The following is a 15,955-nucleotide window of genomic DNA, read 5'->3' on the forward strand; positions in this document are numbered from 1 at the left end:
ATCTTCTGTAGCACAAAACGGCACACTTTCTTTTTATTTTCAAAATAACCCTGCATATCTGAATTAATTCTTTCTTGTTCTGTAGGGTCCTTTGACAGCATGTCCTGCCCGGGGCCAATACTTTTATTTTGATGGCATCATATTTGCTCTTTTTTATGATATTTGTTCTCCGAACACGGGGTTCGGGAAAAGACAGCATTCAGATACTGTTTAAAATGAAAGGAAATATCATGAAAAATCCCGTTGATCAAAGCTACAATTTATATATTGACGGCAAGTGGGTCGATGCCAAAGAGGGAAAGACCTTTACCGTCACCTGTCCGGCCAACGGAGAGGTGCTTGCCACCTGCTCCAATGCGGGTGCCGAAGATGTCGATCTGGCTGTTAAGGCGGCGCAAAAAGCCTTTGAAACCTGGCGCCTGATATCTCCCCAGGAACGGGCGGGGCTTTTGTTGAAAATTGCGGATCTCATTGATGAAAAGGCCGAGCACCTGGCCATGGTGGAAACCCTTGACAACGGCAAGCCCATTAGGGAGACCCGAAACATTGATGTGCCGCTGGCCTCGGATCATTTCCGTTATTTTGCCGGTGCGGTCCGCGCCGAAGAGGGAACCTGCACCATGATTGACGATAAGACCATGAGCATCGTGCTCAGTGAACCCCTCGGTGTTGTCGGTCAGATTATTCCTTGGAACTTTCCCTTTCTCATGGCGGCATGGAAAATTGCTCCGGCACTTGCCGCAGGCAACACCGTGGTCATGAAACCTTCTTCAGATACCAGTTTAAGTCTGCTTGAATTTGCAAAAATTCTGGATACGGTGCTGCCGCCTGGTGTTGTAAACGTAGTCACCGGTGGCGGTTCGTCCACCGGAAATGCCATGCTTAACCATGAAGGGTTTGCAAAATTGGCCTTTACTGGGTCCACTGATGTAGGATACCAGATTGCAGATGCCGCGGCTAAAAAACTGATCCCTGCCACTCTGGAACTTGGCGGAAAATCCGCAAATATTTATTTTCCGGACTGCCCATGGGATAAGGCTGTGGAAGGGGTGCTCCTCGGCATCCTTTTTAATCAGGGGCAGGTCTGCTGTGCCGGGTCCAGGGTCTTTGTCCACGAGGATATTTATGATCAGTTTCTGGCTGAGATCAAGGCGCGGTTTGAATCCGTTAAGGTGGGATTGCCTTGGGAAGAGGATACCATGATGGGTGCCCAGATTAACCCGAGGCAGGCCGAAGAGATTCTGGCGTGTGTGGCAGCCGGTAAGAAAGAGGGCGCCACCTTAGTTACCGGCGGCGAAAAGATCAATGACGGAGCGCTTGCCAAAGGATGCTTTTTGAAACCCACCATCCTGGCGGACGTGGACAATAGTATGACCGTTGCCCAGGAAGAGATTTTTGGCCCTGTGGTCGTTGTGATCAAATTCAAGGACGAACAGGAAGTCATTGACATGGCCAATGATAATATCTACGGCTTAGGCGGTGCGGTATGGACAAAGGATATCAACCGTGCATTGCGGGTGGCACGCGCTGTCAGAACCGGCCGTATGTGGATTAATACTTACAACCAGTTGCCGGCCCATGCGCCTTTTGGCGGATACAAAAAATCAGGCATCGGCCGGGAGACCCACAAAATGATGCTGGCCCATTACAGCCAGAGCAAAAATATTTTTATCAGCATGGATGAAAGCCCCTTTGGGCTCTATTAATATTTTTTGTTCTTTGGTGCAGCCGTCCCTGCTTTTTCGCTTTCCCGGAGATCGAAACGGTTGAGCAGGGATTGGCCGGCACTCTGGTTGGGCCTGCAAAAAATTCGACAAGTATGCTGGGGTCCGGAAGATTCCCTTGCAGGACAGCACGCCTTCCGGTATCTGAAAGATCTGGTATTCATATCTGGTTGGTGATATAGAAAAACGAAGGATATCACAATCAATACGGATGGCATATGTCTGAAAAAAAGAAAATCTTGCTGGTGGAAGATCACCCCATTTTCAGGCTGGGCCTGGCGGAATTGATTAATCAGGAAAGCGACTTAGCCGCATATGGCAGGGCCGGGGATGTTGAGCCGGCCATTGATGACATAAATCATATAAACCCGGACCTGATCATTGTAGATCTTTCTTTAAAACAGTCTGACGGCCTTGATTTGGTCAAATATGTGAAACAGCATCACAGTCATATTCCCGTACTGGTGCTTTCCATGCATGATGAATACCTTTATGCGCCCAGGGCGTTATCTGCCGGAGCCCATGGCTACATCATGAAACAGGAAGCCGTGGAGTCCGTTGTTGAGGCCATCCATCTTCTGCTTGCCGGAAAAATTTATCTCAATGAAAAAGTCAAAGAACATATTCTTTTGTCCATGGCCAATCCGCCGGAGGCACAAGAAAAAAGCCCCTTCGACCGTTTAACTGACCGGGAGCTTCAGGTTTTCAAACTCATCGGCAGGGGCTTTTCGACCAGGGAAATTGCCGAACGTCTGTTTTTAAGTATCAAAACCATTGGTACTTACAGGGAGCGTATTAAGAAAAAACTTAATATTAAACATGCAAGCGAACTGGTCCGCTGCGCAGTGCATTTTGAAAAAACAGGTCAGATTGGTATTGAAGAGTAACTCTCCGGGCTACTTTTTTTTACGACGGCCTTTTTTCTTTTCCCATTCTTCATTTGCCAAAATCATCTCTCTGATATCTTTTGATGTTTCCGTTACCTCAACCGTAAAGGCATATTCGTCCTTGGATACTTCTATTTTTTCTATCGGTTTGCCTAAAAAATCCTGGATTTGTGTTAACAGGTCCTTTTCCTGACTGCTGCAAAATGATATGGCTTTTCCCTTGGATCTGCCACGGCCGGTTCTGCCTACCCTGTGAACATACATCTCTTTTTGCTCGGGAAGGTCGTAATTGACCACATAGTCAACATTGGGGATATCAATGCCCCGGGCTGACACATCCGTGGCAATCAGTATCTTGTCATCGCCTTGTTTAAACCGGGTCAAAACCGCGAGCCGCTCGTCCTGATCTTTTTTCCCATAAATGGTCAATGCGTTTATGTTGGCCCTTTCCAGGGCTTTGGCCACCCGTTCGGCCCGTACGGTGGTCCTGACAAAAACCAGGATTTTGCTGTCAGGATTTTCCCGGATGAATTTGCGCAGAAAAAAGCGTTTGTCGTCCATTTCCACAGAAATCACATAGTGGGATACGTTTTTTGATACCGGATCTTCCGGGGAAATCTGGATGCGCACTGCAGAGGATTTGACCTGGGAATAGGCCAGCTTTTTAATATTTCTGTCTATTGTCGCTGAAAAAAACAGGGTCTGGTGCCGTTGTTTCAACAGTCGTTTGATACACTGGATATCTTCCAAAAATCCTTTGGCCAGCATTTGATCGGCTTCATCAAGGATTAAAATTTTAACCTGCCGGATGTCAATGGCTTTCTGGCTTATCAGGTCAAACATGCGGCCCGGCGTCGCAATCAGAATATCAACCCCTTTTATGAGTGTCTGAATCTGTTTATCCTGTTCCACCCCGCCGAAGACCGCAAAGGATTTAACCTTTGTTTGTCGGCATAACGCCATAAACACGTCTTGTATCTGAACCGCCAGTTCCCTGGTGGGCACCATGATAATACTCTGGATGCCTGAATTTTTTTTCGTTTTTTTCAGGTTCAGGACGGCATTTATCACAGGTACAGCAAATGCGACGGTTTTTCCGGTTCCTGTTTGTGCAACGGCCAAAACGTCTTCCCCTTTTAAAATAGAGGGAATTGCTTTGTACTGAATATCTGTGGGTCTGATCAGCCCCTGGGTTTTTAGATTCTGTTTCAGGGTGCTGTTTATTGCATAGGTGTCAAATTTCATTTGGTTTTGCCTGTCTTGGGGTTTATTTTTTGGAAACGCCCACTTCATCGAAAGTCTTAATATCCGCAAGAATGCGCGTGGCAAGATCCATAAGTTCCATGCACACAGCCGCGCCGGTCCCCTCCCCAAGGCGGAATTTCAAGTCGATCAAAGGCTCCAGGCCCATGCGGTCCTGCATGTATTTATGACCGACTTCCACAGACTTGTGGGAGGCAAATAGATAGTTTTTTGCCGCCGGAGCCAGTTCACAGGCAATCAGGGCGCCTGCCGTGGAGATCAGGCCGTCGCAGACCACCGGAATGCCTTTGGCGGCGGCACCAATCACCAGACCTGCCAACCCACCGATTTCAAGCCCTCCGACCTTGGCCAGCACATCCAGGGGATCCTTGGGATCAGGCCTGTTTACGTCCAGTCCCTTTTGGATCACAGCAATTTTTTTGGCAAGGCCTTTATCGTCAACCCCCGATCCCCGGCCGGTCAGACTGTCCACGGATAATCCTGAAAATGCCGCAATAATAGCGGTGGATGGGGTTGTGTTTCCAATACCCATATCCCCTGTGCCCAAAAGATCCACAGGGGTCTGGGCGTGCAGTTCATTGACGATTTCAATGCCTGCCTCAATGGATTTCACTGCCTCTTCCCGGGTCATGGCAGGCCCCTTGGTAAAATTGTCGGTGCCGTGCTTCACTTTTTTATGAAAAATGGGAAGCTTTGGGTCAAAATCGTAATTCACACCGATATCCGCGGCTTTCACCCGGGCCCCGGCATGTTTGCCCATAACGTTGACGGATGCCCCGCCCCCAACGAAATTGAACACCATCTGGGGAGTGACTTCTGCGGGGAAAGCGCTGACCCCTTCTTCGACCACACCGTGGTCGCCGGCGCAGGTGATGATCTGTTTGTTGGTTAAATGGACGTCAATGGTTCCTTTGATTGCTGCCAGACGCGCCCCGATATCTTCCATGATTCCCAGGCTTCCCGGGGGTTTTGCCTGGTCCAGAAGGCGTTGTTTGGCCTTTGCAAACGCGTTGTGGTTAAGTTCGGGGCTAATGTTCGAAATGGTCTGTTCAAGCAGGGACATCGTTTTTCCTCATTGATTTGTCCTGCAGCCATTCACGATGTTCAGGCATGCAGGAATATTTTCCTGCAAAACCCTTTACCATCGTGTTCTGCATGACAAAAATCTTAAAGCACGTCTTCTGACTCAGGGGGTTGGGCTCTTTTTTCCCTGAACCTTCCCGGAAAAGTTTTCCAGTGGCATGACAGGGTGTATGCGCCCCATTACAGCGGTGGGACCGTCACGGATTTTCACCGTGTTCCGTTTGCTAAAGATTTGCCAATATTGTATTGACGGGTAAGGTAAACCTGTTTGATATCAAGGTCAATCCTTTTTCGTGTTCATTTCCGATAACTTTTTATCGATAGATCTGCCGGGGTGTGCTACCATTATTATCCGTTGTAGTTCGTATTAAGATTGTAAAAATTACCGAAAAAGGTTCAACACATTATGGAATTAAGACCATTAGGCATCGCAAAAGAAATTATTGAGGAGACCGGGCTCAACGTTACATATAATTATGATGATCTGGTTTTTATTGAGCATAACCCCTTTTTGATCCAGTTTGATGATGACAATTCAAAAAATTTAAATCTGTTTTTCAATGTTGATTGTGAAGATCAAACAGTCGTAAAACTGGAAGCGCAACTAAAGAAAGCCGCATTGCAGAGGGAATTTACCATTACCACAAGCGGAAAGTTTCAGATGAAACAAAAAGAGAACACAGAAGAAATAGATATAGAATTTATCGAGTAGCCGTCACATGTCAATGTGTTCAGGCCGCTTTTTGCGGCCTGAAATATGCTCCCTGAGTCGCAGCGAAGAAGACGGATAAAAAGGCTTACAAAATAAAGGTGTTATTTTTTTTTTACGGACCTTAAACCACTGTGCCAATAGGAAAAATCTAGTGTGCAGGAATCTGACAATATAGCCGACCAGTAAAGCCGCCACCACAGTGCCTTCCCTGATACCCTCCAGTGCACCCAAGAAATACAGAGAGCTTGCGATGCCGATAACAACCAGAGAGGAGTCTGTGCCGATTTTTGTTTTTCCGAATTCCACGCCAAAGGTCTGTGTCAATGCCATGGCCAGGCCCTCTCCGGGCAGATAGGTGAGTGCCGCCTTGACTTCAAAAAACACACCAATGCCAAGGACCACACAGCTTAAAAGGCATAGAGCCGCCTGTTCAAAATAGGTGGCGGGTATTATCCAGTCGGAATATTTCATGATTAGGTCAATGAAAAAACCAAAAAGGAAAACCACAGGGAATTGAACCAGCTGGAAAATCCTGTATCTTTTGCGAAGCAAAAGCATCTGAAGAAAAATGAGCAGCACATTGAGAATGATGGTGGTCTGACCCAGGGTAAGGGGAAACGTTAAGCTGAAAACATAGGGCACACAGGAAATGGGCGAGACGCCAAGATCTGCTTTTACCGAAAAAACAACGCCCGCGGCCATGATAAACAAGCCGACGATAAACATTACACTCTGATTTAATATGTTTTGTTTCATACTCCAATACCTGACCTTGCTCTTTCGGTAATACATAAAAGTTGTATAATACAAATTAAAAATGACAGATACAATAATATGAAAAAGGTCGAATCATGAAAACATTTCAGCATCTCACCAATCCCGTGCTTTATTCAGGTCCCGGAGAAATCCAACGGCTTGCCGAACTGGTTGATCCTGCCATACCGGTCTTTTTTATCAGCGGTGCTCATTTTGTAAATACCGCTGCCTGGCAAACGCTTGAATCCCAATTGCGCCTGGCCGGATGCAAGTTCCAAAGACAGACCGTTCATGGGGAACCCGGCCCGGATATTGTTGATGATTTGACGGAACAGGCGGACAGGTTTAAGGCGGGTTGTGTGGTGGGCATTGGCGGGGGATCGGTGCTGGATGCCGGCAAAGCGGTTGCGGCCATGCTTTGCCAGGAAGGTTCCGTTCAAGACTATCTGGAGGGTGTGGGCACAAAAGAACCCAAAGGAAAAACCGTTCCGTTCATTGCGTTGCCCACAACAGCGGGCACCGGCAGTGAAGCCACAAAAAATGCAGTGCTCAGCCGCCCCGGGCCGGCTGGATTCAAAAAATCTTTCCGCCACGATGCCTTTATTCCCTCAATCGCCATCATTGACCCGGAACTGGCAATGGAATGCCCGCCTGAAACCACCCTTGCCTGTGCCCTGGATGCGTTCAGCCAGCTTCTGGAATCCTGTGTTTCCACAGCAGCCACGCCACTGACCCAGGCGTTGAGCAGACAGGGGCTTCGTTTGTTTGCCCGGGGATCACGGCTCTTTTCGGACAACCTGTACCAAAGTCCTGTGGAATTGTCTTTACGATGGGATCTGGCCATGGCCGCATACCTGTCCGGGGTTACCCTTGCCAATGCAGGTCTTGGTACGGTTCACGGCATTGCAGGCCCCCTTGGCGCATTTACCAGTGTCCCCCATGGCGTGGCATGCGGCAGCCTTCTGCCCCGGATTTTCACCATTCTGACCCAAGAAATGCAGGTGGAGGCCCTGGATGAAGTGGGAGCCTGGCTTTCCAGGGGGATTGACGCAATTCCCCAGCCCGATGATTTTACGGTTGCCCTGGACTATATGAATTCCTGGGTTGAACAATTGCCTAAACTGCGTGAATACGGGCTGACGGAACAGTACCTTGATTCCGTGGTCATTGCCTCAGGCAATAAAAATTTCCCCATTCAATTGTCGGCACAACAGATGCGGGATATTTTATCGGCATGTATATAGTGTCCGTCCGGAAATAGCCTTGACCCGGCTTCCCTGCTAATATAAGGTTCTTCATTTTAATCTAAAGCAGGCCTTTCTATATGGACGTCACAGATCGGGATAAGGGTATTGCCCCCAAGGCTTTTTTAAGCCTGCTTTTTAGCTTGGCGCTGCCCATTTCCCTGCAATGTCTTCTCACCAGTTCCATGGTCGTGATAGACATTCTCATGATCGGCCAGCTTCATGATGCGGCCGTGGCCGCCGTGGGCATTGCCAATCAGTTTGTTTTTATCTTTTTTGTTATCCAGTTCGGTGTGCACTCGGGCATCGCCATATTCACGGCCCAGTACTGGGGCAAAGCGGATCTGTCACGGATACACCAGTTGTCCGGTCTTGGTATCCTGGCAGGGTTTGCCATAGGTTCCGTGTTTGCCGGTGCTGCGCTGTTTTTTCCCGCAGCCGTGATTTCACTGTTTTCCAGTGATGCCGAAGTGGTTCGTCTTGGGGCCGGATATCTTCGTATTGTGGGCTTTACCTTTGTTCCTTTTTGCGTCACCTTCTCCTTTATGACCAATATGCGGAGTATTGGGTTTGCTGGCGTTCCTTTGCTCTCTTCATTTGTGGCCGTGGTGGTAAATATTGTGCTCAACTACTGCCTGATTTTCGGCAACCTTGGCTTTCCCGCCATGGGTGTCACAGGTGCGGCCATTGCCACCTGCACGGCAAAATTGCTTGAAACCGGCCTGTTAACGGCGATCATCTACCTGAAGCCTTACCCCCTTGCCGCGCCGGTAAAAAAAATGCTTTCCTTCGATTTTGCCTTTGTCAAACGGGTGACCGCCACTTGCTGGCCTGTGTTCCTCAATGAATTTTTTTGGGTCACAGGCGTGAGTATGTACAAGCTGGTTTACGCCCGCATGGGGACCCAGCCCATTGCTGCAGTCAATATCGTGGCCACCTTTGAGGAGTTTTTATTTGTTCCCTTTTTCGGCATTTTCCATGCCGGTTCCATTCTCATCGGCAACAGCATCGGCGCAAAAAGATACAAGCGGGCGTTTGCCTATGGTAAATTCATGCTTTTGGCCCAGCTCCCCATGGCCCTTGGCGCAGGGCTTGTGCTCATTTTGTGTAGGCATTTTATCCTGGGATTTTACAATATTTCCCCGGCAGCCTACGATAATGCCTACTATCTGATGCTGACAACCGGTCTTATCTTCTGGGCAAAGACCACCAATTTCACAACGGTGGTGTCGGTGTTCCGGGGCGGCGGAGACACAAAGTTCGGGTTTCTCATGGACTTGAGCGCGGTGTGGTGCATTGGTGTGCCCATGGCTTTTATCGGTGCGTTTGTTTTTCACTGGCCCGTGTACGGTGTCATGGCCTTGATTGCCCTGGAAGAATTATTTAAGTTGATTATCGGATTGCCCCGTTTTTTTTCAAAAAAATGGATTAAGAATCTTGTGTCGGATCCGGAAAAATCACCTGAACATCATCCTTGAGTGACCCGCCGTCAGGCACTGTTACCGAATGCCGGAAAAGGAGAATGGATTGAAATATATAGGCGCCCACGTGAGTGCTGCAGGCGGCGTTGAAAACGCGCCGGTCAATGCCCAAAAAATTGGTGCATCCTGTTTTGCATTGTTCACAAAAAATCAGCGGCAGTGGCAGGCCAAGCCCTTATCAGACAAAAATATCAATGAGTTTAAAGCAAACTGCAGCGCTCTGGGTTTCGGGCCCGGGCAGATTCTTGCCCACGACTCCTATCTGATCAACCTGGGCCATCCTGAACAAGCCGCCTTGGAGAAATCCAGACTTGCGTTCATGGATGAAATGCAGCGATGTCATCAGCTCGGCATTGCCATGCTTAATTTCCATCCGGGTTCCACTTTAAAGAAAATCAGCGAGGATGACTGCCTGGCAACCATTGCACAATCCATTAACCTTGCCCTTCAACAGGTGCCGGATGTCATTGCGGTCATTGAAAACACTGCAGGTCAGGGAAGCAATGTGGGATTTGCCTTTGAACAGATAAAAACCATTATTGAGCAGGTGGACGATCAATCCCGCGTCGGGGTATGTATTGATACCTGCCATGCCTTTGCTGCCGGTTACGACTTTGTATCCCGGGATGGTTATGAAAAAACCTGGGACCTGTTTGATGCAATTATCGGCTTTGAAAAATTAAAGGGCATGCACTTAAACGATGCCAAAAAACAGATTAATTCCAGGGTGGACCGGCATGAAAGCATCGGAAAGGGCGAACTCGGCCTGACCGCTTTCCGGAAAATCATGGCAGACAAACGCCTGGACAATATTCCCATGATTCTGGAAACACCAGACAATGGCATATGGGACAAGGAAATTTCCCTGCTGAAATCGTTGATTAATCCCCAGGCCCGGTGAAGGAGGTTTCATGAGAATCTGGGATCTTCATCCGGGATACTTGAACCGCCAGAGTCTTTTAGGTGAGCACCGGGAACTTCACGGCATGGTCTCTATTATCGTCAACCATAAAAAAGGCTATTCACGGCACCCGGAAACCCTGCGCTGGACGGGTTTCGGCTGGGCACTGAACAAACGCCACCAGTTGTTGGCCGCAGAGATGAAGTTGCGGGGGTACAATGACAAATCGCCTGTGCGCACCAGGAAAAACAAGGGTCTATGGCCTGACTCATTTATCGACGAACCCTATGTCCAGATCCGGCTGCTTAGGGAAAAATATCAGGATAAAATCCCGGGGCGCATTCCTTTACCCCAAAATGCCCAGCAGATGTGGCGTCAGCACAAATACGCCGTCATGGCCAGGAATGTGCCCCTGTACAAAAAAATCGGTGCAGACGTGGCCCGCATGGGCCCCCAAGATGATTTCAGTGACCTGGCCCGCCTTCTGGTGGAAACCTTGAGAACCCCGCCATCCCAGGGCGGAATAAAAAACACGCTCCAGCATATGTGGGGGTATGTGTCGGACAGATATGAAGGATCACGGGAAACGGTGAGTGGCAGGTCTCTGGCGGATCTGCTGGATCTAATCCAGAACTTGGCGCTCAGGCACCGGCAGCCATATCTCATAGAATCCGTTGCACTAAGCGAACTTGCCGTGTGGATCCCCGGCATTGTTCCTTTTGGTTTCGTTTAAGACCACATTGGCGACCACCCCATTACCCAAAAGAATCAGTAAAGCAGTACCGATGAGTTCACCGAAAAACGGATTCATGATGGGTTTTCTCCTTGTTTTATTCAGATGTTGATGGTTTGATTTCTTAATTTTTGGCCCATGACCTTGCCCGGTCCACAGCTTTTTTCCAGCCCCGCAGGCATTCATCCACCTTTTCCTGGCTTTGGTTCAAATGAAAGCAACGGTCTTCCTGCCAGAAAGATTTAATCTGGTCCATGTCCGCCCATACGCCAACAGCAAGACCGGCAAGGTAAGCCGCCCCCATGGCAGTGGTTTCCACATTCTTAGGGCGGCACAAGGAGACGCCCAGGATGTCCGCCTGGAATTGGCATAGATAATTGTTCGCACTGGCCCCGCCGTCCACTTTAACGGTTTTTAATTTAATATCCGAATCTTTAACCATGGCACCGATCAAATCATTGGCCTGGTAGGCAAGGGATTGAATCCCGGCCCGGATAATATGATTTTTTGTTGTTCCCCGGGTAATGCCCAACATGGCTCCCCTGGCATAGGGATCCCAATAGGGAGCGCCCAGGCCGACAAAGGCAGGAACAATGTAAAGCCCTTCGGATGAGGGAACGGCAGTGGCCATCTCTTCGGTTTGAGCCACATCGCTGAAAAAATCCAGGTCGTCCCGCATCCACTGCATCAGTGCACCGGCAATAAATACCGAACCTTCCAAGGCATAAGTGACTTTATCGCCGATCTGCCAAGCGATGGTTGTGAGCAGTCCCGAGGGCGATGCAATGGCTTGCCCCCCGGTATTCATCAACATAAAGCAACCGGTCCCGTAGGTGATCTTTGTCATTCCTTTTTCATAAGCGGCCTGTCCGAACAGAGCGGCCTGCTGGTCGCCTGCGACACCGGCAATCGGTATTTCATGCCCGAACAGTTTTTTGTCGGTTTTGCCGAATATGCCGCAGGACGGATTGACATTTGGAAGAATCTCTTCAGGAATATCCAATTTTTCCATCAGGACCAGATCGTACTTGAGATCATGAATGTTGAAAATCATGGTCCGGCTCGCATTGCTCACATCGGTGGCATGGACGGCGCCCGCCGTCAACTTCCAGATCAGCCATGCGTCTACGGTTCCCACCTTCAGTTTTCCTTTATTGACTAGTTCCCTGGCTTCTATGCTGTGTCGCAAAATCCAGCGGATTTTGGACCCGCTGAAATAGGCGTCGGTCACCAGGCCGGTTTTTTCTTTGATGACGTTATCAAATCCTTCTGCCTTTAATTGGTCACAGTAATCTGCGGTCCGGCGGCATTGCCAGACAATGGCTTTGCCCACAGGCGTTCCTGTTTCTTTGTTCCAGGCAATGATGGTCTCCCTCTGGTTGGCAATACCGATGGCAGCCACATCACCCAGGTTGAGCTTTGCTTGTTTAAGGACGGCATCCATTGTATTTTTCTGGGATCTCCATATGTCTTCAGCGTCCTGCTCCACCCAACCGTCTTTCGGGTACTGGCAGGAGAACGTTTCACTTGCAACAGCAATGGCGTCACCCTTTTCATTATAAAGTATGGTACGGGAACTCGTTGTGCCCTGATCCAGGGCCATTATAAAGTGGGACATGAGAACCTCCTGAAAATTTCTGATTGTGATGTAATTTTTATGTCAGCAGATACTCTTTGGCCAAACCAACATATGCGTTCTCCTGGTCCATCTGCCATTTACGATCATACCCCAGTTCCTCCGCCATGATCCGGGCCACTTCCGGCGCTGCATCGATACTGGCCCGGGCATCCAGAAAAAGGGCACGGCTCCGCCGGGCTAAAAAATCCTCCACGGTTCTGGCCATCTCTTCCCTGACCGCCCAGATCACTTCCGCTCTAATATAAGAGAGCTTTTTATGGAGCTTTTCACCCATGGCCGGATCTGCGTTGACGATTTTTTTGATATAAATGGCATCGGACCCATAGTAGCTTAAGGGATCGTGTTCATCGAAATGCTTTAACCATCCATGGATTCTGAGATCTTTAGTGATACAGGGTTGGTCTTTCAGGCCGGCCACCAGGGCTGCCTGGTTGACGGTATCTTCGCCCATTTTGCGATAAGTGGTCCATTTGCCGCCGGTGATGGTCACAAGACCCGATTCCGAAACGACTAAATAGTGATCCCGGGAGATGGCTGCCGTGCTTTTTCCCTCTCCGGCTTTAACCAGGGGGCGAAGTCCGGCAAAAACGCTTTGAATATCATCCCTGGTGGGATCTTTGGTTAAATAGATGGCCGCATGATCAAGGATGAACTTGATTTCCTCCTCCAATGCCCGGGGTTCCAGGCTCACATCCGGTACTTCCGTATCCGTGGTGCCCACTACTACCTTGTCATGCCATGGTACGGCAAACAAAACCCTTCCGTCAGTGGTTTGGGGCACCATGATGGCTGAATCTCCGGGCAGAAATTCTTTATCCAGGACCACATGAACCCCTTGGCTAGGCGTAATGATGGGTTCAGCGCCCGGATTTTCCATTTTAAGAACCTCGTCGGTGAAAACACCGGTCGCGTTGACCACCACCCGGCTGTGAATTTCATACTCATCACCGGTTTCCATATTTTTTGCGGTTACCCCGTCAATCATTTCACCGGCCCAGGTAAACCCGGTCACTTTCATGTAATTGAGAGGCACCCCCCCATGTTCAACCATAGTCTGGGCCAGGTTAACGGCCAGGCGGGAATCGTCAAATTGACCGTCAAAATAGACCACGCCCCCTCGCAGCCCTTTGGGTTCCAGGGTGGGAATCCGCTTTAATGTTTCTTCTTTGGAAAGGTGTTTGGAAGATCCGAGTCCGAGTCTGCCTGCCAACAGATCGTAAACTTTCATACCGGCACCGTAAAAAGGGCCGTTCCACCACTCATAGTTGGGTACGATAAATGCCTGATGACTGACCAGATGCGGGGCATTGCGAATTAAGAGACCACGCTCATGGAGGGCCTCAAGGACCAGGGAAATATTGCCCTGGCGCAAGTACCTTACCCCGCCGTGCACCAATTTTGTCGACCGGCTGGATGTCCCTTTGGAAAAATCGTGTTGTTCCAACAGAAGCGTTTTATACCCCCTTGATGCGGCATCCAGTCCCACACCCAATCCGGTTGCCCCGCCACCGATAACAACAAAATCCCAATAACCGTCATATCCTGCTACTTTTTTGATCATTTCTTCACGATTCATAGACGACTCCTGTTCTTCAAAATTAAAGCCGGGCTTTGCATTGTGTATGTTGTTTTTTAGTCGGTTTTGAACTGAGTTGCACTATTAATTTGGTCTCGGGAAAGTGGATAAGTTAGGGCCAGACCAATTATTAAATCGGGCCGCTACACTAAATACGAGTTAACATCTTGCAATACTTTTGAGCACACAATAAAGCCGGTCCTCGATATTTGTCACAGTCAGACTGCACAACCTGCTGGTGAGCCATAGAACTCTATCTCTTAGATTTTTTATTACCTGAATCCCGATATTTGGATGTTTATGTTTATAAATTAAGAGATTCAAATTAAGTTAAAGGTACCACGAACAACCTGGGTGTTTCAATTCCAACGCGTTACCGATGGTGCCCTGCTTCAGAAAATGCTAAAGATTATAGTTAAAAAATATTACATATTGAGAGGTTATCCCATATCCAGGTCCCCCTCTACCCAACATTGCTTCTGGTAGTTCTGACATTTTCAGAATCAGGCACGGCCCGATTTTATACCATTAGTCAATTCCCCAGGAAAATTCGAATCGGTAGGAATTGAAAAATGGGCGATACACGTAAAATTGATCGCCAGTTTGATGATTTAAAAAGTGTGGAAGTACAGAAAGTCTTGGGTTTGTTTCTGATCCCACAATCAAACCTGAAAAGATAGTAGTCCACTTTTAAAAATCAAAAAATTGATGGGAACATTCTTGCTTATTTATTTTTTTCCAAATTTTCTTTTCACTTCGTAGGCATAAGCAACTTCGGAGCCTGCACCGCGTTTTATGTCTTCTATATCGACGAGTGCTGTTGCCACTTTAATTGCACATTTAGCTGTGATCGTTGATATAGCAGCAAGTTGGCCAAGCAATTCTTGGCCTATTAAGGTAAGTGATCCCAAGGCAACTGCACTCCCCAATAATGATTTCAGATCGACCGCCGAATACAATCCGCCAAGGACTGTTTTAATTCCATGTTTTTTTATTGCCCATTCGTACTTCTCTAAACGTTCGTCGATTTCATCAATAATAAATGGTGTTGGTTTCCCGACCATTTCCTTATCCAGCCAGTGAACGAACCCCCGATATTTTTTACGTGCATCTTTGTCTTTCCTAAATTCTATCACTTGTTCCCATTCAAGTGAATTTTCATCAACTATCTGCAACTCATTAAGGCTTGCAATTATAATATCTCTATCTCCAGGCTTATACTCATTTTCCACCTTCACTTTAGAATTGAATATGGGAGTCGCATGTCAATGTCATAAAGTTAAGAATCTTCAATAAGACCTTGATTTAATTGATTTTTATGATATAATCGTGCTCATTAATGGAACACCAAACATTACACAAATAAGGAGAAAAAATGTCAAAAAAAATAAAAGAAAAAACAATGGTTGGCATGGAACCTGCTTTTCAAAACATGTACCGAGTTGGTCGAATTTCTTAAAAAAATCCTATATTCTCAAGATTTTGTTTGTCGGCACAAAAGATCTCCAAAAGACTTTATACGCAATCGATTGCTTAACTTTCAAATGCTTTTTCTCTACTTCATAAACTTGCCAAAAGGATCATATCAAGATGAGTTAGATCATTTTTTTAAGGCTTTGTTTAAATTAGATGTCGCTGTTGCAGTGGTCTCCAAAATGGCATTATGTCTTGCACGTAGGAAGCTTGAATATTCTGCTTTTGTTGAATTTAATCAGCACCTGACCGAATTTTTCTATAAACATTTCAAAAGTATCAAAACATGGCACGGATTCAATCTCTTAGGAATAGATGGTTCGACTCTCAAGCTATTTAAATATAAAGAAATAAGAGAGCATTTCGGTGTGATGAAGCCCAATAATAGTTCCGAAGTTCCAATGGCACGTGTATCTCAGATGTTCGATGTTCTAAATAAACTAACCATTGATGCCATTATTAGCCCCTACCATGTCGGAGAAA

At 47.7% G+C, this 15,955-nt stretch carries 14 protein-coding genes and 1 riboswitch; of the genes, 8 read left to right on the forward strand and 6 right to left on the reverse strand.

Going from position 1 to position 15,955, the window contains the following annotated elements:
• The first annotated feature begins 230 nt into the window (after positions 1-230).
• Positions 231-1,706, forward strand: a complete 1,476-nt coding sequence (locus B147_RS0121505) for an aldehyde dehydrogenase family protein (protein ID WP_026259771.1) — start codon at positions 231-233, stop codon at positions 1,704-1,706.
• 236 nt (positions 1,707-1,942) lie between these two features.
• Complete coding sequence (locus tag B147_RS0121515; protein ID WP_020589275.1) at positions 1,943-2,611, forward strand: response regulator; 669 nt, start codon at positions 1,943-1,945, stop codon at positions 2,609-2,611.
• 9 nt (positions 2,612-2,620) lie between these two features.
• Here B147_RS0121515 and B147_RS0121520 read toward each other — a convergent pair whose 3' ends face one another.
• Positions 2,621-3,856, reverse strand: a complete 1,236-nt coding sequence (locus tag B147_RS0121520; RefSeq protein WP_020589276.1) for a DEAD/DEAH box helicase — start codon at positions 3,854-3,856, stop codon at positions 2,621-2,623.
• A gap of 22 nt (positions 3,857-3,878) precedes the next feature.
• Positions 3,879-4,937, reverse strand: coding sequence for a nicotinate-nucleotide--dimethylbenzimidazole phosphoribosyltransferase (cobT, locus tag B147_RS0121525; RefSeq protein ID WP_020589277.1), 1,059 nt, complete (start codon positions 4,935-4,937; stop codon positions 3,879-3,881).
• 91 nt (positions 4,938-5,028) lie between these two features.
• Positions 5,029-5,201, reverse strand: a riboswitch (cobalamin riboswitch).
• 162 nt (positions 5,202-5,363) lie between these two features.
• On the opposite strand from cobT, the gene B147_RS0121530 reads away from it, so the two are divergent.
• A complete protein-coding gene (locus tag B147_RS0121530; protein ID WP_020589278.1) occupies positions 5,364-5,669 on the forward strand; it encodes a hypothetical protein in 306 nt (101 codons plus the stop codon).
• 3 nt (positions 5,670-5,672) lie between these two features.
• Here the strand turns inward: B147_RS0121530 and B147_RS29190 are convergent, their stop codons facing one another.
• Positions 5,673-6,425 (reverse strand): YczE/YyaS/YitT family protein, encoded by a 753-nt coding sequence (locus B147_RS29190; RefSeq protein ID WP_020589279.1) that lies wholly within the window; start codon positions 6,423-6,425, stop codon positions 5,673-5,675.
• 95 nt (positions 6,426-6,520) lie between these two features.
• Here B147_RS29190 and B147_RS0121540 point away from each other — a divergent pair, with 95 nt between their 5' ends.
• The 4 genes from B147_RS0121540 to B147_RS0121555 all read left to right on the forward strand — a co-directional run bounded on the left by B147_RS0121540 (position 6,521) and on the right by B147_RS0121555 (position 10,784).
• Positions 6,521-7,669, forward strand: coding sequence for an iron-containing alcohol dehydrogenase (locus B147_RS0121540; RefSeq protein ID WP_020589280.1), 1,149 nt, complete (start codon positions 6,521-6,523; stop codon positions 7,667-7,669).
• A gap of 80 nt (positions 7,670-7,749) precedes the next feature.
• Positions 7,750-9,147 carry an MATE family efflux transporter gene (locus B147_RS0121545; RefSeq protein ID WP_020589281.1) on the forward strand — a complete coding sequence of 466 codons (1,398 nt, stop codon included), beginning with the start codon at positions 7,750-7,752 and terminating at the stop codon, positions 9,145-9,147.
• Between the two features lie 49 nt (positions 9,148-9,196).
• The gene (gene nfo / locus B147_RS0121550) at positions 9,197-10,051 is read left to right on the forward strand and encodes a deoxyribonuclease IV (RefSeq protein WP_026259772.1); all 855 of its coding nucleotides are present in this window, start codon (positions 9,197-9,199) and stop codon (positions 10,049-10,051) included.
• A 10-nt stretch (positions 10,052-10,061) separates the two neighbouring features.
• Entirely contained in the window at positions 10,062-10,784 is a 723-nt protein-coding gene (locus tag B147_RS0121555) for a DUF1722 domain-containing protein (protein WP_020589283.1), read from the forward strand.
• A 124-nt stretch (positions 10,785-10,908) separates the two neighbouring features.
• Here the strand turns inward: B147_RS0121555 and glpK are convergent, their stop codons facing one another.
• From glpK to B147_RS0121575, 3 genes are all read right to left on the reverse strand, one after another.
• Positions 10,909-12,402, reverse strand: a complete 1,494-nt coding sequence (glpK, locus tag B147_RS0121560; protein ID WP_020589284.1) for a glycerol kinase GlpK — start codon at positions 12,400-12,402, stop codon at positions 10,909-10,911.
• Between the two features lie 37 nt (positions 12,403-12,439).
• Entirely contained in the window at positions 12,440-13,999 is a 1,560-nt protein-coding gene (locus tag B147_RS0121565; protein ID WP_020589285.1) for a glycerol-3-phosphate dehydrogenase/oxidase, read from the reverse strand.
• A gap of 728 nt (positions 14,000-14,727) precedes the next feature.
• Positions 14,728-15,231 carry a hypothetical protein gene (locus B147_RS0121575; RefSeq protein WP_020589287.1) on the reverse strand — a complete coding sequence of 168 codons (504 nt, stop codon included), beginning with the start codon at positions 15,229-15,231 and terminating at the stop codon, positions 14,728-14,730.
• Between the two features lie 174 nt (positions 15,232-15,405).
• Between B147_RS0121575 and B147_RS31910 the strand changes: the two genes are divergently transcribed.
• The coding region (locus B147_RS31910) for a hypothetical protein (protein WP_020589288.1) at positions 15,406-15,955 on the forward strand (550 nt) is incomplete at its 3' end.

Origin of the sequence: Desulfobacter curvatus DSM 3379 (assembly GCF_000373985.1) — a bacterium.
GTDB lineage: Bacteria > Desulfobacterota > Desulfobacteria > Desulfobacterales > Desulfobacteraceae > Desulfobacter > Desulfobacter curvatus.

Excerpts from the sequence above, each read along its gene's own strand:
- B147_RS0121505 (WP_026259771.1), top strand. The coding sequence starts at position 231 with ATGAAAAATCCCGTTGATCAAAGCTACAATTTATATATTGACGGCAAG.
- B147_RS0121515 (WP_020589275.1), top strand. The coding sequence starts at position 1,943 with ATGTCTGAAAAAAAGAAAATCTTGCTGGTGGAAGATCACCCCATTTTC.
- B147_RS0121520 (WP_020589276.1), bottom strand. The coding sequence starts at position 3,856 with ATGAAATTTGACACCTATGCAATAAACAGCACCCTGAAACAGAATCTA.
- cobT (WP_020589277.1), bottom strand. The coding sequence starts at position 4,937 with ATGTCCCTGCTTGAACAGACCATTTCGAACATTAGCCCCGAACTTAAC.
- B147_RS0121530 (WP_020589278.1), top strand. The coding sequence starts at position 5,364 with ATGGAATTAAGACCATTAGGCATCGCAAAAGAAATTATTGAGGAGACC.
- B147_RS29190 (WP_020589279.1), bottom strand. The coding sequence starts at position 6,425 with ATGAAACAAAACATATTAAATCAGAGTGTAATGTTTATCGTCGGCTTG.
- B147_RS0121540 (WP_020589280.1), top strand. The coding sequence starts at position 6,521 with ATGAAAACATTTCAGCATCTCACCAATCCCGTGCTTTATTCAGGTCCC.
- B147_RS0121545 (WP_020589281.1), top strand. The coding sequence starts at position 7,750 with ATGGACGTCACAGATCGGGATAAGGGTATTGCCCCCAAGGCTTTTTTA.
- B147_RS0121555 (WP_020589283.1), top strand. The coding sequence starts at position 10,062 with ATGAGAATCTGGGATCTTCATCCGGGATACTTGAACCGCCAGAGTCTT.
- glpK (WP_020589284.1), bottom strand. The coding sequence starts at position 12,402 with ATGTCCCACTTTATAATGGCCCTGGATCAGGGCACAACGAGTTCCCGT.
- B147_RS0121565 (WP_020589285.1), bottom strand. The coding sequence starts at position 13,999 with ATGAATCGTGAAGAAATGATCAAAAAAGTAGCAGGATATGACGGTTAT.